Annotated in this window: 15 protein-coding genes; 14 read left to right on the top strand and 1 reads right to left on the bottom strand. The window is 45.4% G+C overall.

Annotation, left to right across the window (positions count from 1 at the left end):
• Positions 1-150 precede the first annotated feature (150 nt).
• From BLCOC_RS26165 to BLCOC_RS26105, 13 genes are all read left to right on the top strand, one after another.
• The gene (locus BLCOC_RS26165) at positions 151-336 is read left to right on the top strand and encodes a hypothetical protein (protein ID WP_115623849.1); all 186 of its coding nucleotides are present in this window, start codon (positions 151-153) and stop codon (positions 334-336) included.
• Positions 337-555: 219 nt separating this feature from the next.
• Positions 556-1,476, top strand: coding sequence for a DMT family transporter (locus BLCOC_RS26160; RefSeq protein ID WP_115623848.1), 921 nt, complete (start codon positions 556-558; stop codon positions 1,474-1,476).
• Between the two features lie 392 nt (positions 1,477-1,868).
• Positions 1,869-3,329 carry a sensor domain-containing diguanylate cyclase gene (locus tag BLCOC_RS26155; RefSeq protein WP_115623847.1) on the top strand — a complete coding sequence of 487 codons (1,461 nt, stop codon included), beginning with the start codon at positions 1,869-1,871 and terminating at the stop codon, positions 3,327-3,329.
• A gap of 275 nt (positions 3,330-3,604) precedes the next feature.
• Complete coding sequence (locus tag BLCOC_RS26150; protein WP_018595434.1) at positions 3,605-5,014, top strand: ABC transporter substrate-binding protein; 1,410 nt, start codon at positions 3,605-3,607, stop codon at positions 5,012-5,014.
• Between the two features lie 11 nt (positions 5,015-5,025).
• Positions 5,026-6,867, top strand: coding sequence for a cache domain-containing sensor histidine kinase (locus BLCOC_RS26145; RefSeq protein ID WP_115623846.1), 1,842 nt, complete (start codon positions 5,026-5,028; stop codon positions 6,865-6,867).
• Positions 6,860-8,431: a response regulator gene (locus BLCOC_RS26140; protein WP_115623845.1), complete on the top strand. Its 1,572-nt coding sequence runs from the start codon at positions 6,860-6,862 to the stop codon at positions 8,429-8,431. Before BLCOC_RS26145 ends, BLCOC_RS26140 begins: the two co-directional genes overlap by 8 nt.
• 207 nt (positions 8,432-8,638) lie before the next feature.
• Positions 8,639-9,940: an ABC transporter substrate-binding protein gene (locus tag BLCOC_RS26135; protein WP_115623844.1), complete on the top strand. Its 1,302-nt coding sequence runs from the start codon at positions 8,639-8,641 to the stop codon at positions 9,938-9,940.
• Between the two features lie 268 nt (positions 9,941-10,208).
• A complete protein-coding gene (locus tag BLCOC_RS26130) occupies positions 10,209-11,117 on the top strand; it encodes a carbohydrate ABC transporter permease (protein WP_018595438.1) in 909 nt (302 codons plus the stop codon).
• An 18-nt stretch (positions 11,118-11,135) separates the two neighbouring features.
• Complete coding sequence (locus BLCOC_RS26125) at positions 11,136-11,978, top strand: carbohydrate ABC transporter permease (RefSeq protein WP_018595439.1); 843 nt, start codon at positions 11,136-11,138, stop codon at positions 11,976-11,978.
• Positions 11,979-11,990: 12 nt separating this feature from the next.
• Positions 11,991-14,099 (top strand): glycoside hydrolase family 36 protein, encoded by a 2,109-nt coding sequence (locus BLCOC_RS26120; protein ID WP_029471458.1) that lies wholly within the window; start codon positions 11,991-11,993, stop codon positions 14,097-14,099.
• A 697-nt stretch (positions 14,100-14,796) separates the two neighbouring features.
• A complete protein-coding gene (locus BLCOC_RS26115) occupies positions 14,797-15,720 on the top strand; it encodes an Rpn family recombination-promoting nuclease/putative transposase (protein WP_115623842.1) in 924 nt (307 codons plus the stop codon).
• Positions 15,721-15,949: 229 nt separating this feature from the next.
• Positions 15,950-16,825, top strand: a complete 876-nt coding sequence (locus tag BLCOC_RS26110; protein WP_115623841.1) for an Rpn family recombination-promoting nuclease/putative transposase — start codon at positions 15,950-15,952, stop codon at positions 16,823-16,825.
• A gap of 278 nt (positions 16,826-17,103) precedes the next feature.
• Positions 17,104-17,331 (top strand): HPr family phosphocarrier protein, encoded by a 228-nt coding sequence (locus tag BLCOC_RS26105; RefSeq protein ID WP_026255494.1) that lies wholly within the window; start codon positions 17,104-17,106, stop codon positions 17,329-17,331.
• Positions 17,332-17,436: 105 nt separating this feature from the next.
• On the opposite strand, the gene BLCOC_RS26100 is transcribed toward BLCOC_RS26105, so the two are convergent.
• On the bottom strand, positions 17,437-18,273 hold the full coding sequence (locus BLCOC_RS26100; RefSeq protein WP_029471455.1) for an AraC family transcriptional regulator: 837 nt from the start codon (positions 18,271-18,273) through the stop codon (positions 17,437-17,439).
• A gap of 283 nt (positions 18,274-18,556) precedes the next feature.
• On the opposite strand from BLCOC_RS26100, the gene BLCOC_RS26095 reads away from it, so the two are divergent.
• Positions 18,557-19,735: a Gfo/Idh/MocA family protein gene (locus BLCOC_RS26095; RefSeq protein ID WP_115623840.1), complete on the top strand. Its 1,179-nt coding sequence runs from the start codon at positions 18,557-18,559 to the stop codon at positions 19,733-19,735.
• The last annotated feature ends 12 nt before the right edge of the window (positions 19,736-19,747 follow it).

The raw sequence follows: 19,747 nt of genomic DNA, 5'->3' as shown, positions 1-19,747 counted from the left end.
TGAAAATATGACTTTTCGTCTTCAAACCGGAGTTTGAGTAAGGGTTTCTATCCATTCATTGTGGTATATGATATATTTTTATAATAAAGCACGAAAGCACGGAAAGTAAAAGGCTGGTTTATACTGTCCACGCGGATGGGAGGAAATATTATGGATGAAAAAAGAGAATTTTCTATTACGATCACAGGCTTTGAGTGTAATACATGGCAGGGGGACTTTGCGTGTGATGGATTTAATGCACCGTTTTTGAGTGAACTGGATCTGATTCATCTGATGGAAGACCAATTGAATGTATGCTCTCCCGTAACACCAAAGTTACAGGATCCGGAAGAATAGTCAGGAGAAGGAAACGAATGGGATATTAGGAAAAGTATCGGCAGACCAAATGGCTGCCGGTACTTTTTTTAGAAAGAAATAATATTGAATCTTATTGGTTAAAAAGTTATAATGATAAGGCACATAAACCAACAGCGGAAGAACCGGGGGATTCCGGTCAGTGCAGTGAATGTTCAGATCTGCTGAAGAGTTATAACACGCAGACAGAAGAGGAGAGAAATGAAAAAGAAAACAGGATATATCTATTTGTTTATTACATTTTTTATATGGGGCAGCATCTACGTGGTGAGCAAATTTGCCCTTGACGTTATGGCGCCTTTTATGCTGCTTCTTGTCAGGTATCTGGTCTCAGTGGCAGCTCTTGCCGTGCTGCTCAAACTGCGGGGAACCAGGAAAAAGGTGAAGAAGGGAGACTGGAAATATATTCTGATCGTAGGCGCTCTGGGATATTTTGTCTCCATTGGCTGTCAGGTCATAGGAACAAATCTTCTTGATGCCTCCCTGGCTTCTCTGATCAATGCCATGAATCCAATCTCCATTTCTATACTGGCTGTGATATTTCTGGGAGAAAAGATATATATAAAAGATGTGGTGAGTATTGCGGTATCCCTTGTGGGGGTTTACATAATATTGGGAGCAGGAGGAGGCAGTATCAGTGTCGCAGGCGTGCTGGCCTCAGTATGCTCCGTGCTTTTGTGGTCAGGGGCATCTGTGGCTATCCGGAGGATCTCCGGTGGTTACGATCCTGTCCAGATCGCGCTGTACGGAATGGCTGTTGCGCTTCTTTTAAACATTCCGGCTGCTGGAGTGGAGGCGGTGAGTGTACACAGCACCTTTACTGCCAAAGCTGTCTGGTCCTGCATTTATCTGGGAATTGTGGGGACAGCGGTTGCGCATACCTTATGGAATATGAGCCTGAAGCTTCTGGATGCCAGCGTGTGTTCCATGTTTTATCCTCTGCAGCCCTTGACCTCTGCAGTGCTGGGGATTTTCTTTCTGCACGAGGTGATCACGTGGAACTTTGTGGTGGGAGGCCTGCTTATCTGCGCAGGTGTGCTGATCACAGTTCTCTTTACAGCAGGGAAAAAGCAGCAAAGAGAAGTAACCGGCGGTGTGAAACAGAAAGAAAAGTTGGAGTGAAAAATGCATAGCACAGAAAAGAAGGAGCCGGCTTATATTAAGCGTTATTAAGCGGTATCTATCAGAACGAGCATAATGGGCAAAAATATACGCCGATATTTTCTCCTCTCAACAAAAATGATCAGAAAAGGCAGAAACAGGACAGCTATTTCTTTAGCATCTGTATCACCTATTGCGGTAAAAAGTGTGGAACCAGAATAAGGATTCCACACTTTTTTGTGGTTTAGCCGGTCCCCTGTTCAGACAGCGGCTATTCTGCAAAGTATGAACAGGGACATTGCCTGTCTCTTACAGGTGTAGAAGAGGGTAAAATCTATTGAATCTTATTCCGTAAAAAGCTATAATAGTAATATTATATATTGGTTGGATGCGGGAGACGCGGGGGAGAACAGATGGAATTGTCAGATATGCATTACAGTAAAAAAAGAAAATACAGATATCCCGCAAAAAGCCGAAGAATCTGGATCATGATTTCCGTTTTGCTGGTATCCTGTTGTATCCTGGATCTGATCTATTATAAAAAGGTACAGGATGGACTTTTGGAACAGACATACAGTGATCTGAAAAAGGAAAGTAATATCGCCCGGGGGAATCTGGAAAGCCGTTTACAGGCAAAACAGGAATGGCTGGAGATGATAGCAGCGTTTTGTGATATACCGGACGGTTCAGGAACCGAAAACTGGTGGGATAAGACCAGGCAGTTCTGCTCAGAAGATTACAGACTGGAAATGGGAGATACGCAGGGCAATATATATTACGGAGACCACCAGTCAGGCTATGTTGGGGATAAACCGTATTACCGGGAAATTATAGCCGGAAAAAGAAGTATATCCGGAATCCAGTCCATGGGATATCAGGATCAGAATAGTATTGTAGTGGGGGTTCCCATCTTCCGGGACGGGAAAGTGGAAGGTGCCGTATGCGCGGAATATACAGTGAGCAGCCTGGGAAATCTGATCAACGGCTCGGAAATGAGTCAATACGGGGCGAATCTTGTATTTACCCCCGAGGGCAAACTGGCTGCATCCTACAGCGGGATGGAACATTTTGAGACGGTTTATGAAATGCTGGAAACCATGGAATATAAAAAACAGGGTGAAGTCCGGCAGTTCAGAAAGAGTATAGAAGCCGGGGAATCGGGATATCTGATATATTATAACGAGGGTAAGATGCGTCTTCTCTATTATCAGCCTGTGGGGATCAGGGACTGGGCAATAGCTACCCTGGTTGTCACAGACAGTTATGAGAAGATTTTCAATGATTTAAGGAGCATGTCCATTGTTATCCTGTTGGCAACCACTGTCCTGATCATGGCTGCCGCTATTCTCACGGCTTACGCGCTGAAGGTAAGGCGTAAGGAGATCGAGAAGGTGAAAAAGGATGCCCTGACAGGAGTTTTCACCAGAGAGGCCGCGCTTCAGATGATACAAAAAGAGTTTGGAAAAAAGGACGGCGGGAATTATAGGGTGTGCATGTTCCTGGATATAGACCATTTCAAAGAAATCAATGATACATATGGGCATGATGCCGGTGACAGAGTCCTGATCGAATCAGGGGCAATTTTAAAAAGATGTCTGAGAAATACAGATATCGTGAGCAGATACGGCGGTGATGAATTCTGTATATGGGTCTATGGTGAGGCGGACAGCACTGTGCTTGTGAACATTGCCAACAGGATCCTGGGGGAATTCCGTAAAATCGGCTCTGTGAGTGTCAGCATCGGGATTGCTGCGGCAAAACAGAAGGAGTCTGATTACCTGGAGGTTCTAAAACGGGCGGATCAGGCCCTGTATAAGGCAAAAAGGCAGGGCAGGAATCAGTATGTTTTGGATTATTCAAAAGAGGAGACATGAGTGTGAGATGTATTCCGGTTTCGGGAGTATTGTATGGATTTTTATTTATAACTGTAGGAACAGGGATAGTTATGAAATGATACGATAAATATGTAAAATGAGAGACTGATAAATGGAAATATAAGCCGTCAGATAATTTCAAATATCTGGCGGCTTATATTTGCTTTTACCGGGTAAAATGGCAGGAATATACCTGTAGGATATTATTCTTGAATATTGGATATATCTGTGGAAAAATTTTCTGAACTTGTCCGCTTTACAGGGAACGGTTGTTTATGATACCGTGGATAAAGGTGAAGGGCAGGACAAAAGGATACTGTCTGAAGACGGATACAGAGGAGAAGAGTATGAGAAAGAAACAGGTATTGTTTATACTTACGGCTATTTTATTAACTCTGTCAGGATGCGGGGCCAGGGTTCAGAAGGGCGAAGGACTGGTGCCTCCAAAGGGACAGGATACAGAGGAGAAGACAGAGCTGGCCGTATTTTATTCCGGTGAGGATGCCAGAAGAATTTCCGTGATGGAGGAATTGTGCGAAAAATTTATGGAAGAGAATCAGGATATACAGCTTATAAGTGAGCACTCCGGCAGCGGAATCTACTCGGAGACATTAAAAGCGAAGGAAGCGGCCGGAGAGTTTCCCGACATTTTTGAGATTCAGGATCCGTATACTTTTGCGGAGGCCGGAAAGCTTGGAGTCATAACAGAGAATGTGGGGAAACTGGTGGAACAGCCGTTTACCATTGATGGAAATATCTATGCTGTGCCTTTTTACAAGACTTCTTTTGGAATTATCTATAACCAGGTGATCTTTAAGGAACTGGGATTGGAAGTTCCCAGGACATACGGGGAATTTTTGGAGGTGTGCAGAACTTTAAAGCAAAGTGGTACTGCACCTTTAGCTGCGGGGGGAAATCCCACAGAGACGGGAAAATACTGGCTGAATTATTATTTTCAGGTGGATATTGCAAAAGAAGACCCAAACTGGCAGAAAAAGAAAAATGAAGGCCGGGTATCCTTTCAGGACGACAATGTAAAGAAAATGCTCACAGATTATCAGGATATGATGAATGGGGAGTATATGCTGGAAGACTCTGTAAATATGAATGAGAATCAGGTTATTCAGGCTCTGATCAACCAGGATGCTGCCATGGTACTAACGGCACCTTCTATGGTTTCAAAAATATGGGAGGCATACCCTCTGGCAGTGGAATCCGGAAAGAATACCCTAGGCGAGGAGCTGGAGGAGGATCCCTGCAGATTCCGGCTGGGTTGGTTCTTTCTGCAGGACCAGGCAGGTGAGCCTGTGGTAGTCAGTGAAAAAGGTGCACAGTGGGCAGTTTCGGACACCTGCGGGGAGAACGCGGAAAAGAACCAGGCAGCCATGAGATTCTTGGAATTTTGTTACAGGAAAGAGAACTATAGAAAAGTATTGCAGACCGTTTACGCCATCCCTGCAACTAAGGAGAAAATACTGTACCCTGCCCCGGCAGTGCAGCAGAGCTTTCTTGTGGATTACAGGTATGCAGATAAAAGCGATGTGTATCTGGGGAATGAGGATACACCGGAGAATTTCAAGCGCAGCATGTACGATGTATTTTTTTCTGTTGCAACTAAGACCATGAGTGTGGACACAGCGGCGGAAAAACTGGATGAATACTGGGACAACATGGCGGGAGGCTGAAGGAGGAGCAAATGAAAAGAAAGGAAAACAGACAGCACTATCAGAGCCTTTTTGTAAAATCCGTGGCTGCACTGATTTTAATCGGCATTGTTCCTCTATTGATCATGGGTATATCCATCTACAGATCTTATATGGACTCCCTGAGACAGACCCTTCTCTCCAATATGTACCGAAGTGCCCTCTATGTGGGGAAAAATGCGGCGGATATGTTTCAGGAGATGGAGGAGACTACAAAATATTTTTATAATTATAATATCACAGAGTATGATTACCTCTATGAGCTGATGGAGGATGATACTATTACCCAGGCCCGCAGGGAAGCTTTGATGAATGACGTACTGCGAGACATTTTATATATGAATCAGCATATTGACCATGTGTTTTTTATCACCCCCAAAGGGGAGCAGTATTCTGTCATGCGTCCGCCGGAGGTCATGGTGAAGGAGGAGGAGATGAGTCAGTTTCATGAGGAAAATTTCCTGAAAGGGGAGAAACAGATGCGCCTTCTGCCTACTCACAAAACCAGTTATTATTCGGATGTCAGCGATTTTACTGTGACCAGGAATATCATGAACACAAGAACCATACAGTCCGCGGACGGACAGGTGCTGGGAACGCTGTATATTGATGTGAGCGCAGAGTATTTTGACAGTATCATCAATGAGACGGATTTGGAGGATGGCTGCAGGATGTATGTCATAGACAGAAAAAAGAAGGTCTTTGTCTACAGCCAGGAAAAGGAAAATATCGGAGGCAGCATCGGTAAGCTGGAGGATTATCTGTCTGATATGGAGGAGGATAAGCAGTACATAAAAGCAGACGGGAACTATTTTATATATAGGCTGATCCCTGAGACGGACTGGATCGTGACCGAGGAGATTCCTGCGTTTAACCTGGAGAACAGCTATCAGGAAATACAGACGAATATTTTGATCATCATTGGATTCAGTGTGGTCCTGCTCATGATCATCTATTTCTTTTATTCAAAAATGATGAATAAGCCTATCCTCACATTAAAAGATGCTATGGAACAGATCCAGGACGGCAATCTGGACACAAGAGTGACAATAAAGTCCAATGACGAGGTAGGATTCCTTGCAAAAGGATTGAATCAAATGACGGAGAACCTGCAGAATCACATACAGCAGGTGTATATAGCGGAAATCCGGCAGCGGGATGCGGAGATAGAGGCTTTGAAGACGCAGATACAGCCTCATTATCTCTACAATACTCTGGATGTTATCCGAATGACTGCCATTACAAATGATGATAATGTGACGGCAGAGATGATAGACAGTCTGTCAGGTCAGCTCAAGTATCTGATAGGGAACGCCAGGGATATGGTTACTCTCCAGGCTGAGATTGACAGTATACGCAATTATTTTAAGATCATCCGTATCCGGTATGACAACCGTTTTGAGCTGGAGATCAATATCGAGGAGAAGCTTTTGGGCTTGGAAGTCCCTCAGCTGATCATCCAGCCTGTAGTGGAGAATGCAGTTAAATACGGTCTGAAACCCAAAGACGGTACAGGGGTCATAGCTGTCAATGCCAAGGAAGAGGAAGGCTGTCTGGTGATCACAGTGATGGACAACGGTGTGGGGATGGAACCGGAGCGGCTGAACGCGGTACAGGAACGTCTGGAGAGCCCTGAGACAGTCAAGCACCCCAGGAGTAAACGGGCCAGTCTTGGACTCAAGAATGTGTATGACCGCATTAAGCTCATGTTTGGTGATGCTTACGGTCTGGAGATAAGCAGCTTTGAGAATATAGGAACTATGGTAAAATACCGGCTTCCCATCATAGACGGGACCAGTCCGGCAAAAGAGGATTCGGGAGGAGAGAATGTTTAAAATTATTATTGCAGATGACGAGCCGGTAATTATCAGGGGGCTGAAAAAAATGATGAATTGGGAGCGGCTGAACGCGGAGGTGATCGGGGAGGCTGCCAACGGGGAGGAACTGCTGAAAAAGACGGAAGAGCTGAAACCGGATATTATTATTTCGGATGTTGCCATGCCCAGAAAGACAGGACTGGATGTTATCCGGCAGATTCGGGAGAATGGTTGGAAGATAAAGGTCATATTCCTGAGTGGATATCAGGAGTTTGACTATGTAAAGAAGGCGATCAGCTATGAGGCTGTGGACTATCTTCTGAAACCCGTGGGGCAGGAGGAACTGGAACAGTCTATTCTGAGGGCAGAGAAAATGCTGCGCACAGACAGTCCCATGGAATACTGGGAAGAAGAGAAGGATGACATGCAGACTGTTTTCAAGAAGATCAATTCAGAGTACGAGTGCAGAGATCTGTACAGCCATTTTCAGGAGATGGGGATTGAGACGGAGGGAAAACGGTTCGTTGGTGTGTGTTTTGCAATCTCCCCCGAATTGAATCGGAAAGTGACAGACCAGAATATGAGGGAGCTGCTGCGGTTCTCTATATTTAAGCGTATCCAGGATCATCTCCGGGAGAATAAATGCGGATTTGTGATCAAGCGGGAACCAAACAGCAGCAATGTGGTCCTCCTAATGGAGAAGGACTGTGATGAAGAATGGATTAAGCGGAAAATCGGACGAATCAGAGAGTGCATTTATGGAGAGTATAAAACATGGCTCATAACCGGTGTGGGAAAGTGTGTGGAGCAGGCCGCTGACCTGAAATATGCGTATAAAACCGCAAAATTTTCCTGTGAGCTGTACTATTTCTGCCGGGAGGAAGTGGTCTGGTATCAGGAGATATCCAGAGAATTCTGTTCCTCTTTTGAAGATTATAATTCATGCTATAAGGAACTGCTGGATCAGATCCTGAATAGGAGAGAGGAATGGACAAAAACTCTTTCCAGGATTTTAGATATTATTGAAAACCTGCATTACGGAAACAGATATGCAGCGGAGAACCGCAGTATTGCCATGGCTATGGATCTGTTCCGGGATTTGCAGGAATATCATGTGCTGACAGATGGCGTTAGGGAAGAGTATGACAGATTTACGGCAAAAATACGGACTCAGAGTACATTCCGTGATCTGAAAAAGCTGGTGTGCATTTATCTTGAAAAACTCATCAGAGAAAATGTATGCAGCGGTGCAGACAGTGAGCGTGAGTCCATCACTCTGGTAAAGAATTATATCCAGGAGCATTATGCGGAGGATATAAGTCTTGGGAGCATGGCCAAGATGGTATACATGAATCCGTATTATTTCAGTACATTTTTCAAAAAAGAGACAGGACAGAACTTTAAGAATTATCTGGTGGAGGTGCGCATGAGGCAGGCTATGAGACTGCTTATGGCCTCTGATATGAAGACATATGAGCTGGCAGAGGCCGTGGGGTATCATGATGTCCGTACATTTACGGATAAATTCAGGGAAGTCTTCGGAGACAGCCCCTCCGCATATAAAAAGCGCAGAAAAATATAAAGCATCTGTTTAGTCAGATCTGGGCATTTACTGGGCTGACCATGTATAAGAACAAGGGGAATATAAAAAGGGTGGTGTTTTTAATATTATTCCGTGGGGTTTTTTAGGAGAGCGTCCGATTTCATTGTCCGTGTTTTGAAAGTATGATACTCTTTCGTCAGTACAAGTGGTACGGAAAAATTCAGATGAAGGAAAGAGGGAAATATCATGAAGAAAAAGGTAGTAGCAGCGTTAATGTGTCTCACAATGGCTATGTCACTGGCAGCATGCGGCGGCGGTTCCAGCAGCTCAGGGGGAGAATCAGCTTCCAAAGGGGACAGTAAGGACCAGGAGAGAGTTGTAGAACTTTGGACCTGCTGGACAGACGGCGCGGATACACAGATCGCGGGTACGGAGCAGATCAAGAAGTTTGAGGAGGAGACAGGAGTCAAAGTAAATCAGACAAACTTCACATATGATATGCTTCATGAGAAGATTCTGACAGCGGCAGCAGGCGGTAATGTACCGGACCTGATCTGGGGACTTCCGGAATATGTAGGCGAGTTCTACAACATGGGAATCGTTGAGGATCTGACAGACCGGTTTAACGAATGGGAAGATAAAGACGCCCTGTCTGAGGCTGTGGTGAAAGCCATGACCATTGACGACAAGATCGTGGGTATCCCCTATGAGATGACTGTGCGTGCCTATCTGACACATGAAAAGGACATCACAGCATCCGGCATTGAAGTGCCGGAAACATGGGAAGATCTGCTGGCACAGACAGATTATAAAGAGAAAAACGGAAAATACCTGACAGAGCTGGCCTGCACAGGCGTCCGCTCTGCACAGGAACTGCTGGTGTACCTGGCTCAGTACGATCTGGAAATTGCCTCTGCACAGGATGACGGAAAATATAAAAACACCTGGAAAGACAACAAGGATGAGCTTGATAAAGCTGCAAAAGTGTTCCAGTTCTACAAAGACCTTGTAGACCAGGGCATCATTGATCCTAACTGCAAGAATTGGGGCTGGGAAGAGACAGACGAGAACTTTGCAACGGGTATCACCTCCACATATGTATCAGGAAACTGGCTGGCAGAGCGTGAATCCTCCAACCCGGATACCATGGATGATGTGGCAGTAACCGCCATCCCTTATCCCTCAGACGGACATGAGGCTACTTACATGGAATGTAAACCGCTGTTCATCATGGCTGACAGCAAGAATAAAGATGACGCGTTTGAGCTGGCGACTGCATTCTGCAGTAAAGAGTGGCAGGAAGCAGGATTTGCAGACCGTTCCCCGCGCTCTGATGTATCTACAGACAGCAAATGGAGCAAGGATTTCCAGGCATTATCCGATACAGGGATCACCTTCCCTCCGGTAACTCTGGGAGGTATCACACAGGCGATGCAGGATGCCATGGCGAAAGTGCTTCAGGAAGGTGAAACTCCCGAAGCAACCGCAGAATGGTTATGTGACGCAGTCAATGCCTCCTTATCCGATTCCGGTGAATTAAGCGAATAAAAAACAGAATGCCGGAATGTTTAGGCAGCAAGCATAAGCGTTTCGGCGCAGGAGTCCGGCTTGCCGGGCTCCTGTTTCTTTTCAGGCAGAAGTTCGTCCATTGGAAATGTTACGTTTCAGGCAGAAGTTTGGCCATTGGAAATGTTACGTTTCAGGCAGAAGTTCGTCCATTGGAAATGTTACGTTTCAGGCAGAAGTTTGGCCATTGGAAATGTTTCATTTTAAATAGAGTTCCGGACTCGGAAATTCGTATAGGAGGGAATTAGAGTTGAACAAATTTAAGAAGCTTACCAGAGACCAGCGGAAATGGCGGACAGCTATTATCATGCTGCTTCCCGCGCTTGTTTTCCTGGCTCTTTTGATCGCGTATCCCCTTGGGAAAGTAATACACGACGCGTTTTACCATGTGCATCTGATCAACAAATCTATGACCGGTTTTGCCGGGATGGCCAATTTCCAGAAGGTACTGGCAGATGAGCATTTTGGTCAGGCAGTGAAAAACACTGCGTACTGGACTATCTTTTCCGTGCTGGGTGAATACTTGGTGGGTATGGTGACTGCAGTTCTGCTGAACCAGAAGTTTAAGGGCAGAGCCATATTCAGGACCTGTATCTTTATTCCGTGGCTTGTGCCCATCATCGTTGCAGGCATGACATGGGACTGGCTGCTGAACCCGGAGTTCGGTATCATCAATTATATGCTGACCAATATGCATATTATAAGCCAGCCCATCAATTTTCTAGGGGATTCCAAGTATGCCATGGCAACGGTTATTTTTGTAAATATATGGAGAAGTTTTCCTTACTACACCATCTCCTTTTTGTCAGCCATGCAGTCCATCCCCGGAGATCTGTCCGAGGCGGCTGCCATTGACGGGGCAGGCGTGTTCAAACGTTTTTTCAAGGTTACGCTCCCGCAGCTGCGCAGTGTTTCCCTTGTGATCGTGTTTATACATATTATCTGGACTGCAATCAACTTTGATTTTATCTGGGTTATGACAGAGGGCGGGCCAAACTATGCAACGGAGACCCTGCCGCTTATGATCTATCGCTATTCTATGAAGAAGTTTGACGTTGGTGCTGCTTCGGCGCTTTCTACCATGATGTTTACGGTTATGGTGGTGCTGTTTATTTTCTATTACAGGAAGCGTTCCAGTCTCAGTGATGATATGGCATAAGAAAGGAGGAGATAAGAGATGTTAAATAAAAGAAACCGTGTTATCAGCAAGATCGTTACCTATGTATCCCTGGTGTTTTTTTCAGCTATCTGTATTTTCCCCTTTTTGTGGATGCTTTTGTCAGCACTGAAGCCGAAGACGGAGATACGTACAGCAACGCCGTCGTTTTTGATCCATGCCCCCACTTTGGAAAATTTTAAAAGGGTACTGGTGGATGTGGGATTTTTGCAGTATATTAAAAATAGCTTTTTTGTTTCTATTGTGGCTTGTATCCTTTCCATGATCATAGCAGTTATGGCCGGATACGCCCTGAGCCGGTATTATAAGATGAAGCTGGTGAAGACTTCCAATCTGGCGATGATGCTCTCCCAGATGATTCCCGGTGTGTTACTTTTAGTACCCCTGTATCTGATCATGCAGAAAATGCAGATCCTGGAGTCTTACACCTCCCTGATTCTGGCTTACACGACTTTTGTAATACCCTTGTGCACCTTTATGATGAGCAGCTTTTTTGATACAGTACCCCTGGCACTTGAGGAAGCGGCGGAGATTGACGGGTGTAATAAGGCACAGACTATTTTTAAGATTATATTGCCCTTATCTCTGCCAAGCCTGGTGTCCACAGGACTTTACGCTTTTATCAACGCGTGGAACGAGTTTATGTTCGGGTATATTTTTATCTCCACTGATAAATATCGGACACTAACCCCGGCTATCATGCTATTTAAAGGGGTAAATACGGTTGACTGGGGCGGCCTTATGGCCGGTTCTGTAGTTGCCGTCATACCAGTCACTTTTATTTTCCTGTTCCTGCAGAGGTATTTCCTGGCAGGACTCATGAGCGGTTCAGTGAAGGGCTGATAGGAGGAAGAAATGAAGAGAATTGAATTATACGAGAACAGTATCCATATGCTGTGGGAGGTGACAGAGACCGGAGAGATCAAACTTCTGCACTTTTCCGCACTGCCTTTCGAGGAGGAGAATCTGACATCAGAGACAGGGACCCAGTCTTTCTATCCAGTGGAAATACTGGTTACGGGCCAGGACCGGGTGGGGGAGCGGCATGGTCATAAATATATCCAGACTTCCCCCGGATACAGGATGAAATACCGAGAATTCAGGGACTTCAGGAATGAACTGGGAAGGAAACTGGAGGTGGTGACAGGGGATGATATTACCGGCCTTGATGTTACCAGCCATTATCAGTTCTATGACGGGATTTCTGTGGTACGTGTCTGGACTGAGGTGAAGAACAGGGGAACAGAGCCACAGGGGCTGGAATATGTATCCTCCTTTGCGCTAAACGGCATTGAGAAGGAGGGAATGCGTGAGTTTGATGAGAAGCTGATGCTTAAGATTCCCCACAATGCATGGCAGAAAGAGCTGGACTGGGCTTCTTATGATCTGCATGAGCTGGGACTTTCCTCCACTCAGCCGCACTCCATGCATCGTTCTTCCAAGACTATCGGAATAGGAAATACAGGCAACTGGTCTGCAAAGGAGTATATCCCCATGGGATATCTGGAGAATCAGGAGACAGAGAGTTCCCTGTTCTGGCAGATTGAGCACAATGGTTCCTGGTATTGGGAGATCAGCGACCAGGACGGTCATGTGTACCTGAAACTGAGCGGTCCCACAGAGCATCACAACCATTGGTGGAAGAATCTTCAGCCGGGAGACACTTTTGTAACGGTTCCTGCGGCTGTGGGGGCAGCAGTGGGCGGTTTTGATGAAGCAATGGGAGAACTGACAAAATACCGCCGGGCGATCCGCCGGATGAATGATGACAATGAGAACCTGAAGGTTATTTTTAATGATTATATGAACTGTCTGTTCGGAGATCCCACAACAGAGAAGGAAATTCCGCTGATCAACAAGGCGGCAGAGGCAGGATGCGAGTATTTCTGTATTGATGCAGGCTGGTATTCCGCAGGCTACTGGTGGGACGGCGTGGGTGAATGGCTGCCCTCCGGGGAGCGTTTCCCGGGCGGTATCAAAGAGGTGACAGATTACATACGGGCGAAGGGAATGATTCCCGGTGTATGGCTGGAGCTGGAGGTCATGGGGATCAAATGCCCGAAGGCAGACAAAGTGCCGGATGACTGGTATTTCATGCGCCATGGAAAGCGCGTTTATGACAGGAGCCGTTACCAGCTTGATTTCCGCAATCCCCAGGTGCGTGCTCATGCCACAGAGGTGATCGACCGGGTTGTAAATGAGTACGGTGTGGGATATATCAAGATGGATTACAATATAGAGCCGGGAATCGGCACGGAACTGGATGCGGACAGCTATGGAGACGGGCTTCTGGGACATAACCGGGCATATTTGGAATGGCTGGACGGTATTTTTGAAAGGTACCCGGATCTGATCATAGAAAACTGTTCCTCCGGCGGTCTGCGTATGGATTACGCTATGCTGTCACGCTACAGCATTCAGTCCACCAGCGACCAGGAGGACTATGTGAGATACGCCACGATCACAGCCAACGCACCCTCCGCAGTGACACCGGAGCAGGCTGCGGTCTGGTCTTACCCTCTGACTGACGGGGACTGCGAGGAGGTTGTCTTTAATATGGTGAATGCGCTGCTTCTGAGGATCCACCAGAGCGGACATTTAGTGAACCTGAGTCCGGAGCGGTTCGGATATGTGAAGGAGGCAATTTCTTATTATAAGACGATCCGCCATCTGACGAAAAAGGCATTGCCTTACTGGCCGTTGGGGCTGTCCTCCTATAGTGACCCGTGGGTGAGCCTTGGATTAGAAGCGGAAGGGAAGGATTTCCTGGCTGTGTGGAGAAGAAACAGCCAGATGCCTGTACAGGAGATCCCTGTTAAACACCTGAAAGGGAAAGCGGTAAAAGCAGTGTGTGCCTACCCGGAGAGCGCGGAGTGTGCATATCACTGGAATAAGGAGGCAGGCACCTTGACCGTTGAACTGCCGGCAAGGGTAAGTGCCAGGATTTTTGAACTCAGGTATTGATCAAGCAAAATAAGAATTGTTTTGTGCAGTGACAGGTGAAAGGGTATTGCCTTGCATTTGCAAGGCAAGCCCGAGGCAGCCACGCGCCAGACTGCGTTTTTGCAGTCTGTGTGCATGCTTTTGTTACTATGAAGCCGTAAGGCTGAATAGTAACGTTATGGTAATGGTTCAGTCTTTCACTGTCCCGCGAGGTGTTGCCTTGTATTTGCAAGGCAAGCCCGAGACAGCCACGCGCCAGACTGCGTTTTTGCAGTCTGTGTGCATGCTTTTGTTACTATGAAGCCAAAAGGCTGAATAGTAACGTTATGGTAATGGTTTAGTCTTTCACTGTCCCGCGAGGTGTTGCCTTGTATTTGCAAGGCAAGCCCGAGGCAGCCACGCGCCAGACTGCGTTTTTTGCAGTCTGTGTGCATTCTTTTGTTACTATGAAGCCGTAAGGCTGAATAGTAACATGTTTTGTATGAAAGCTTGGGAGATATGATTGACACGGCTGTGGAAGCATGATAAAGTATTGGCATCAATAAAAATGTATTTTCTGTTATACATTTCTGATATCCCTGTTCAGGGATGGAATACCCAAAAAAACAATTAAATAAACTGCTGTCTGAAAGATATTGAGGTATCAGTCTGTAACGGTTATAATATGAATATAGATAACCAGTATTTCTTTATCCTTCAGATACAGAGAGGAGGAAGGATGAAGAGAGATACTAATGACGGATTCATCATGAGGCCCAAGGTGGATTTCTGTTTTAAGGAACTGATGGAGGATGCAGAGGTACGAAGAGGGTTCATAGCGGCAGTTTTGCACATTTTGCCGGAGGAGGTTGTTGAGTCAACTCTGCTCCCAACACACCTGAGAACCAGATACGAGGAAGATAAGCTGGGGATTCTGGATGTACGTGTGCTTCTAGCCGGTGGGACACAGATTGATATTGAAATTCAGGTCAGTCCGTTTCCGCTGTGGCCGGAGCGTTCCCTGTTCTATCTTTCAAAAATGTTTACAGACCAGTTGGAAAAGGGTAAGGGATATGAAATTCTGGAAAAATGCGTACATATCGGAATCCTGGACTTCATTTTGTTTGACGCGGAGAAAACTTTTTATTCCTGTTATCATATGAGGGAAGATACCAGTCACCATCTTTATACGGATAAACTGGAAGTCCATATCCTTGAACTGCCTAAACTTAATAGGTATCAATATCCTGAAACAGAGCTTCTGAACTGGGCAAAATTCATGAATGCCGAGAGGCAGGAGGAGTTTGAAGAGATGGCGGAGAAAGATAAATATATTGAAAAGGCATATGAAGCTTTGAAGAATATCAGCGCAGATGACGAGAAAAGGCTGGAATATGAAGCTAGGGAGAAGGCGCTGCGGGACCATAATTATCTTATGAAAAGTAACTGGGAAGCCGGAATGGAAGCGGGAAAGAAAGTCGGATTGGAAGCCGGAAGGAAAGCCGGAGAGAAAATCGGAATAAGTAAAGGCATGGAACAGGGCGAGAGCAGAGTCAACAGACTTGTACAAATGCTGATCGCAAACTCACGTACAGACGAGATTGAAAGAGCAGTCAGTGATAAAGTGTATCAGAATAAATTATTTATGGAGTTTAAATTATAACAATTCTTTTTGGCAGAGGCTGAATTCCGGATAACGGCACATTCCTTATATTCCGGAATTCAGACTATACTCATATATTTCTAATTTCCCTGTTCAGGGAATGAACACCCACAAAAATAATTGAATAAACAGTTGTCTGAAAGGTGTTGAGGAATCTTCCTTTTATAGTTATACTATTTATATAGATAACCGGTATCTTTTCATCTTTCAGAAGCGGAGAGGAGCATAGATGGAGAGATATGCAGACATAGAATTCATCATGAAGCCAAAGGTGGACTTCTGTTTCAAGGAGCTGATGGAGGATGCAGAGGTACGAAGAGGTTTTACAGCCGCTGTACTTCATATTCCGCCGGAAGAGATAGCAGAGACTGTGCTGCTTCCAACCAGTCTGAGAAAAAAATATGAGGAAGACAAACTTGGAATCCTGGATGTGTGTGTATTGTTAAATAACAGTACACAAATTGATATTGAGATCCAGGTCAGTCCGTTTCCGCTGTGGCCGGAGCGTTCCCTGTTTTATCTTGCAAAAATGTTTACAGACCAGATAGAAAAGGGTGAAGGCTATGAAAGACTGGAAAAATGTGTACACGTTGGGATACTGGATTTCATCCTATTTGGAGAAGATGAGGAGTATTACTCCTGTTTCCATATAAGAGAGGACCTCAGAAACCGTCTTTACACAGATAAGCTGGAAGTACATATTCTGGAACTGCCCAAGCTTAAAAAGAATGACTATCCTGAAACAGAGCTTCTGAACTGGGCAAAATTCATGAATGCCGAGAGACAGGAGGAGTTTGAAGAGATGGCGGAGAAAGATAAATATATTGAAAAGGCATATGAAGCTTTGAAGAATATCAGCGCAGATGACGAGAAAAGGCTGGAATATGAAGCCAGGGAGAAAGCGCTGCGGGACCATAATTATCTTATGAAAAGCAACTGGGAAGCCGGAGAGAAAATCGGAATAAGTAAAGGCATGGAACAGGGCGAGAGCAGAGTTAATAGACTTGTACAGATGTTGATCGCAAACTCACGTACAGAGGAAATCGAAAAGGCGGTCAGTGACAGGGAATACCAACAGGCTTTGTTCCGGGAATTCCATTTATAAACTGGGCAGCCTCCATAGAACAAAATCTAAAAAAAATACACATTGCTATTTTCTCGACTTTGTTATATTCTTATAATTACCGCGAAAGACTTCCTGGGCCGGCGTGTATCTGAAGTTCATTGTGACGCACAGCCTGCCGAAAGAAATATTCAGACACACGCTATGATAAACAGAGCAGTGCAGCAACAGAGTCATGGGCGGCAATTGAGATACCAGGCAGAGCCGCACAAGACCCTGCAGTGGAGGAGAATAAGACAGAGGATAAAGGAGGAACCGGCATGTGTGAGAGAACCGTTCGCTTCAGTGAGATCAATGAAATTAAGGAGTTTGTGAGCGCGGCATGCCGATGTAAATTTGACATCGACGTTGTCAGCGGCAGAATCGTGATTGACGCCAAATCCATTCTGGGTATGCTGAGCCTGAACTGGAATGAGGAGCTCCGTGTGGTTTATGATGAACAGGACCCGCATTTTGAGAACGTTTTACAAAAATATATGACCAGTTGAATAAAGTGTATCGAGCTATATAAAATCCCGTCTGCGTATGCAAAAGCATGTGTTCAGACGGGATTTTTCTGTTATACAGGTATAACCAGTTTAGGATGTGCGTTACTATTTTTCCAGCTTTCGGTATTCCTTTGGGGAGAATCCCAGCTTTTGGTTAAATAAGTTGATCAGGCTGTTGCTGCTTTGATACCCTACCTCATAGGCGATCTCCTCCACCGTCATTGCAGTTCGGGCGAGAAGAATTTTGGCCTGGTCAAGCCGTGTATTGATAACGTAGTCGATGGGGGACAGCCCTGTCTCTTCCTTAAAGCGGTGTGAAAAATAATAAGTGCTTAGATTGGCAATACCTGAAAGCTCTTCCAGTGTGATTTTTTTGCCAACATGACTTCTGATATAACGAATAGTCTTTTCAATAGAAGTATCTTCTTTCTGGTTATGGAGATCCCTCTCGCTGAGCAGCTGGAGCAGTTTGTAGATCCGCATAGAACTGTCAAACATATTCTCAACTCCATCCTGCTCATAAAACTTTACCATATTGTAAATCAAATTTCCGACCAGCGCATTGTTCTGATTGCGTATCAGCGGTCCGAATAATTTTAGTATATGCCCACAGATTTCATGGGCATTGGAACCATCAAAATGGATATACACGAACTCCAGTCCGTCCATGGCCTGGTAATAGTGAGGTTTGACACAGTCCAGCAGCAGCACGTCTCCTTTCTTCGCATCAAAAGATTCCCCTTCATACTCCACATGCAGAGTTCCCTCTCTGATATAGGCCACAAGAAGTGGAGGAAAATATTCCCTTTTCATAAAGTACCTGCTTGTGCAAAAGTAATGCCCGCACCAGGTAGGGTAAAAATAAAGCTGCCTGGCTGTATCGGAAGGCGTAAAAGAGAAGCATACAGAGCGGGCAAGTACACCGGTATCAACACTTTTCATATTTCCTTATCTCTCCATCTTTTTATTCCATTATAAGCCCTTTGTTTGATAAAAGCAATATCCATGAACTTTTTGGCAAAAATCCATATTTAAAAGCACGCTGTTAATGCGTATAATACAACTATCAAAACAAACAAACCAAAACAAATACAAAAAATCACCGCAATATAAAGGAAAATGGCCATTTTCGTGGTGGGAGAACTGCGTGCAGTTAAAATGCATCAAAAAAACGAATAATTATTAAAAAAGCAAATTAATATGAATTTATCAGGAGGAAAATAAAATGTTAAATGGAGAAAAGAGAATTGAAAGACCGCTTCGCTGGGGAATGATCGGTGGAGGAAGAACAGGAAATGTAGGCTACAAACACAGACTGGGAGCATTGAGAGACAACACGGCATATGAACTGGTGGCAGGAGCTTTTGACCTTGACTTCGAACGCTGTAAAGATTTTGGTATGAATCTGGGCGTAGCAAAAGACCGCTTATACCCGGATTACAAGACCATGTTTGCTGAGGAGGCAAAACGTGCAGACGGCGTGGAAGTGGTGTCCATCGCGACCCCCAATTTTACACACTATGAAATCACAAAGGCAGCTCTGGAAGCAGGACTTCATGTAATCTGTGAAAAACCTCTGTTTTTCAAAGTAGAACAGGGTGAGGAGATTAAAGTTCTGGCAGAGAAGATGAATAAAATTGTGGGTGTTACATACGGATTTTCAGGAAGCCAGCTCCTGCTTCAGATGCGCCGGATGGTGCAGAACGGGGACCTGGGAGACATTCATATGGTAGAGCTGCAGTACACACACGGTTTTGCCTGTGATGAGATTGGCGATAAAGTTTCAGAGGGACAGAAATGGCGCGTTGACCCGGAAAAATCAGGACCTTCTTTTGTACTGGGCGATCTGTCCACACATACTTTCTACATGTCAGAGCTGGTTTGTCCGGATCTGAAGCTGAAAGAAGTTCTCTGCGACCGCCAAAGCTTCGTAAGATCACGGGAACCCCTGGAGGACAATGCCTACGTTTTGATGCACTATGAAAACGGAGCAGTGGGCCGTATGTGGGCTTCTGCTGTGAATGCAGGCTGCATGGACGGACACAGGATTCGTATCGTAGGCTCCAAAGCTTCCGTTGAATTCTCAGATAACCAGCCAAACGAACTGCTCTATCAGGTACAGGGTGAGCCAATCCGCAAGATGATCCGTTCCATGCCGTACCTGTACGACGAGTGTAACGCTGACGAGCGCCTGGGTGCTCTGCACGCAGAGGGACTTCCGGAGAGCTGGGCAAATATCTATCTGAAATTTGCCATTGCCATTGACGCTAAAAACAGAGGCGATGAGGAAACTTTAAAAAATCTCGTTTATCCGGGGATCGACGCCGGTATCGAGGGTATCCGCTGGGTGACAAAATGTGTGGAATCCGCTGACAAAGGCGGTGTCTGGGTGGATTTTAAATGATTGGATAAGAGG

It is taken from the genome of Blautia coccoides (genome assembly GCF_034355335.1).
Classification (GTDB): Bacteria; Bacillota; Clostridia; order Lachnospirales; family Lachnospiraceae; genus Blautia; species Blautia producta.
Note: the sequence above shows the minus strand (reverse complement) of the source record. Positions and strands in the feature narration are given on the sequence as shown.

Bases quoted from the DNA above. Each gene is read 5' to 3' on its own strand.
- BLCOC_RS26165 (WP_115623849.1), top strand. From the start codon at position 151: ATGGATGAAAAAAGAGAATTTTCTATTACGATCACAGGCTTTGAGTGT.
- BLCOC_RS26160 (WP_115623848.1), top strand. From the start codon at position 556: ATGAAAAAGAAAACAGGATATATCTATTTGTTTATTACATTTTTTATA.
- BLCOC_RS26155 (WP_115623847.1), top strand. From the start codon at position 1,869: ATGGAATTGTCAGATATGCATTACAGTAAAAAAAGAAAATACAGATAT.
- BLCOC_RS26150 (WP_018595434.1), top strand. From the start codon at position 3,605: ATGATACCGTGGATAAAGGTGAAGGGCAGGACAAAAGGATACTGTCTG.
- BLCOC_RS26145 (WP_115623846.1), top strand. From the start codon at position 5,026: ATGAAAAGAAAGGAAAACAGACAGCACTATCAGAGCCTTTTTGTAAAA.
- BLCOC_RS26140 (WP_115623845.1), top strand. From the start codon at position 6,860: ATGTTTAAAATTATTATTGCAGATGACGAGCCGGTAATTATCAGGGGG.
- BLCOC_RS26135 (WP_115623844.1), top strand. From the start codon at position 8,639: ATGAAGAAAAAGGTAGTAGCAGCGTTAATGTGTCTCACAATGGCTATG.
- BLCOC_RS26125 (WP_018595439.1), top strand. From the start codon at position 11,136: ATGTTAAATAAAAGAAACCGTGTTATCAGCAAGATCGTTACCTATGTA.
- BLCOC_RS26120 (WP_029471458.1), top strand. From the start codon at position 11,991: ATGAAGAGAATTGAATTATACGAGAACAGTATCCATATGCTGTGGGAG.
- BLCOC_RS26115 (WP_115623842.1), top strand. From the start codon at position 14,797: ATGAAGAGAGATACTAATGACGGATTCATCATGAGGCCCAAGGTGGAT.
- BLCOC_RS26110 (WP_115623841.1), top strand. From the start codon at position 15,950: ATGGAGAGATATGCAGACATAGAATTCATCATGAAGCCAAAGGTGGAC.
- BLCOC_RS26105 (WP_026255494.1), top strand. From the start codon at position 17,104: ATGTGTGAGAGAACCGTTCGCTTCAGTGAGATCAATGAAATTAAGGAG.
- BLCOC_RS26100 (WP_029471455.1), bottom strand. From the start codon at position 18,273: ATGAAAAGTGTTGATACCGGTGTACTTGCCCGCTCTGTATGCTTCTCT.
- BLCOC_RS26095 (WP_115623840.1), top strand. From the start codon at position 18,557: ATGTTAAATGGAGAAAAGAGAATTGAAAGACCGCTTCGCTGGGGAATG.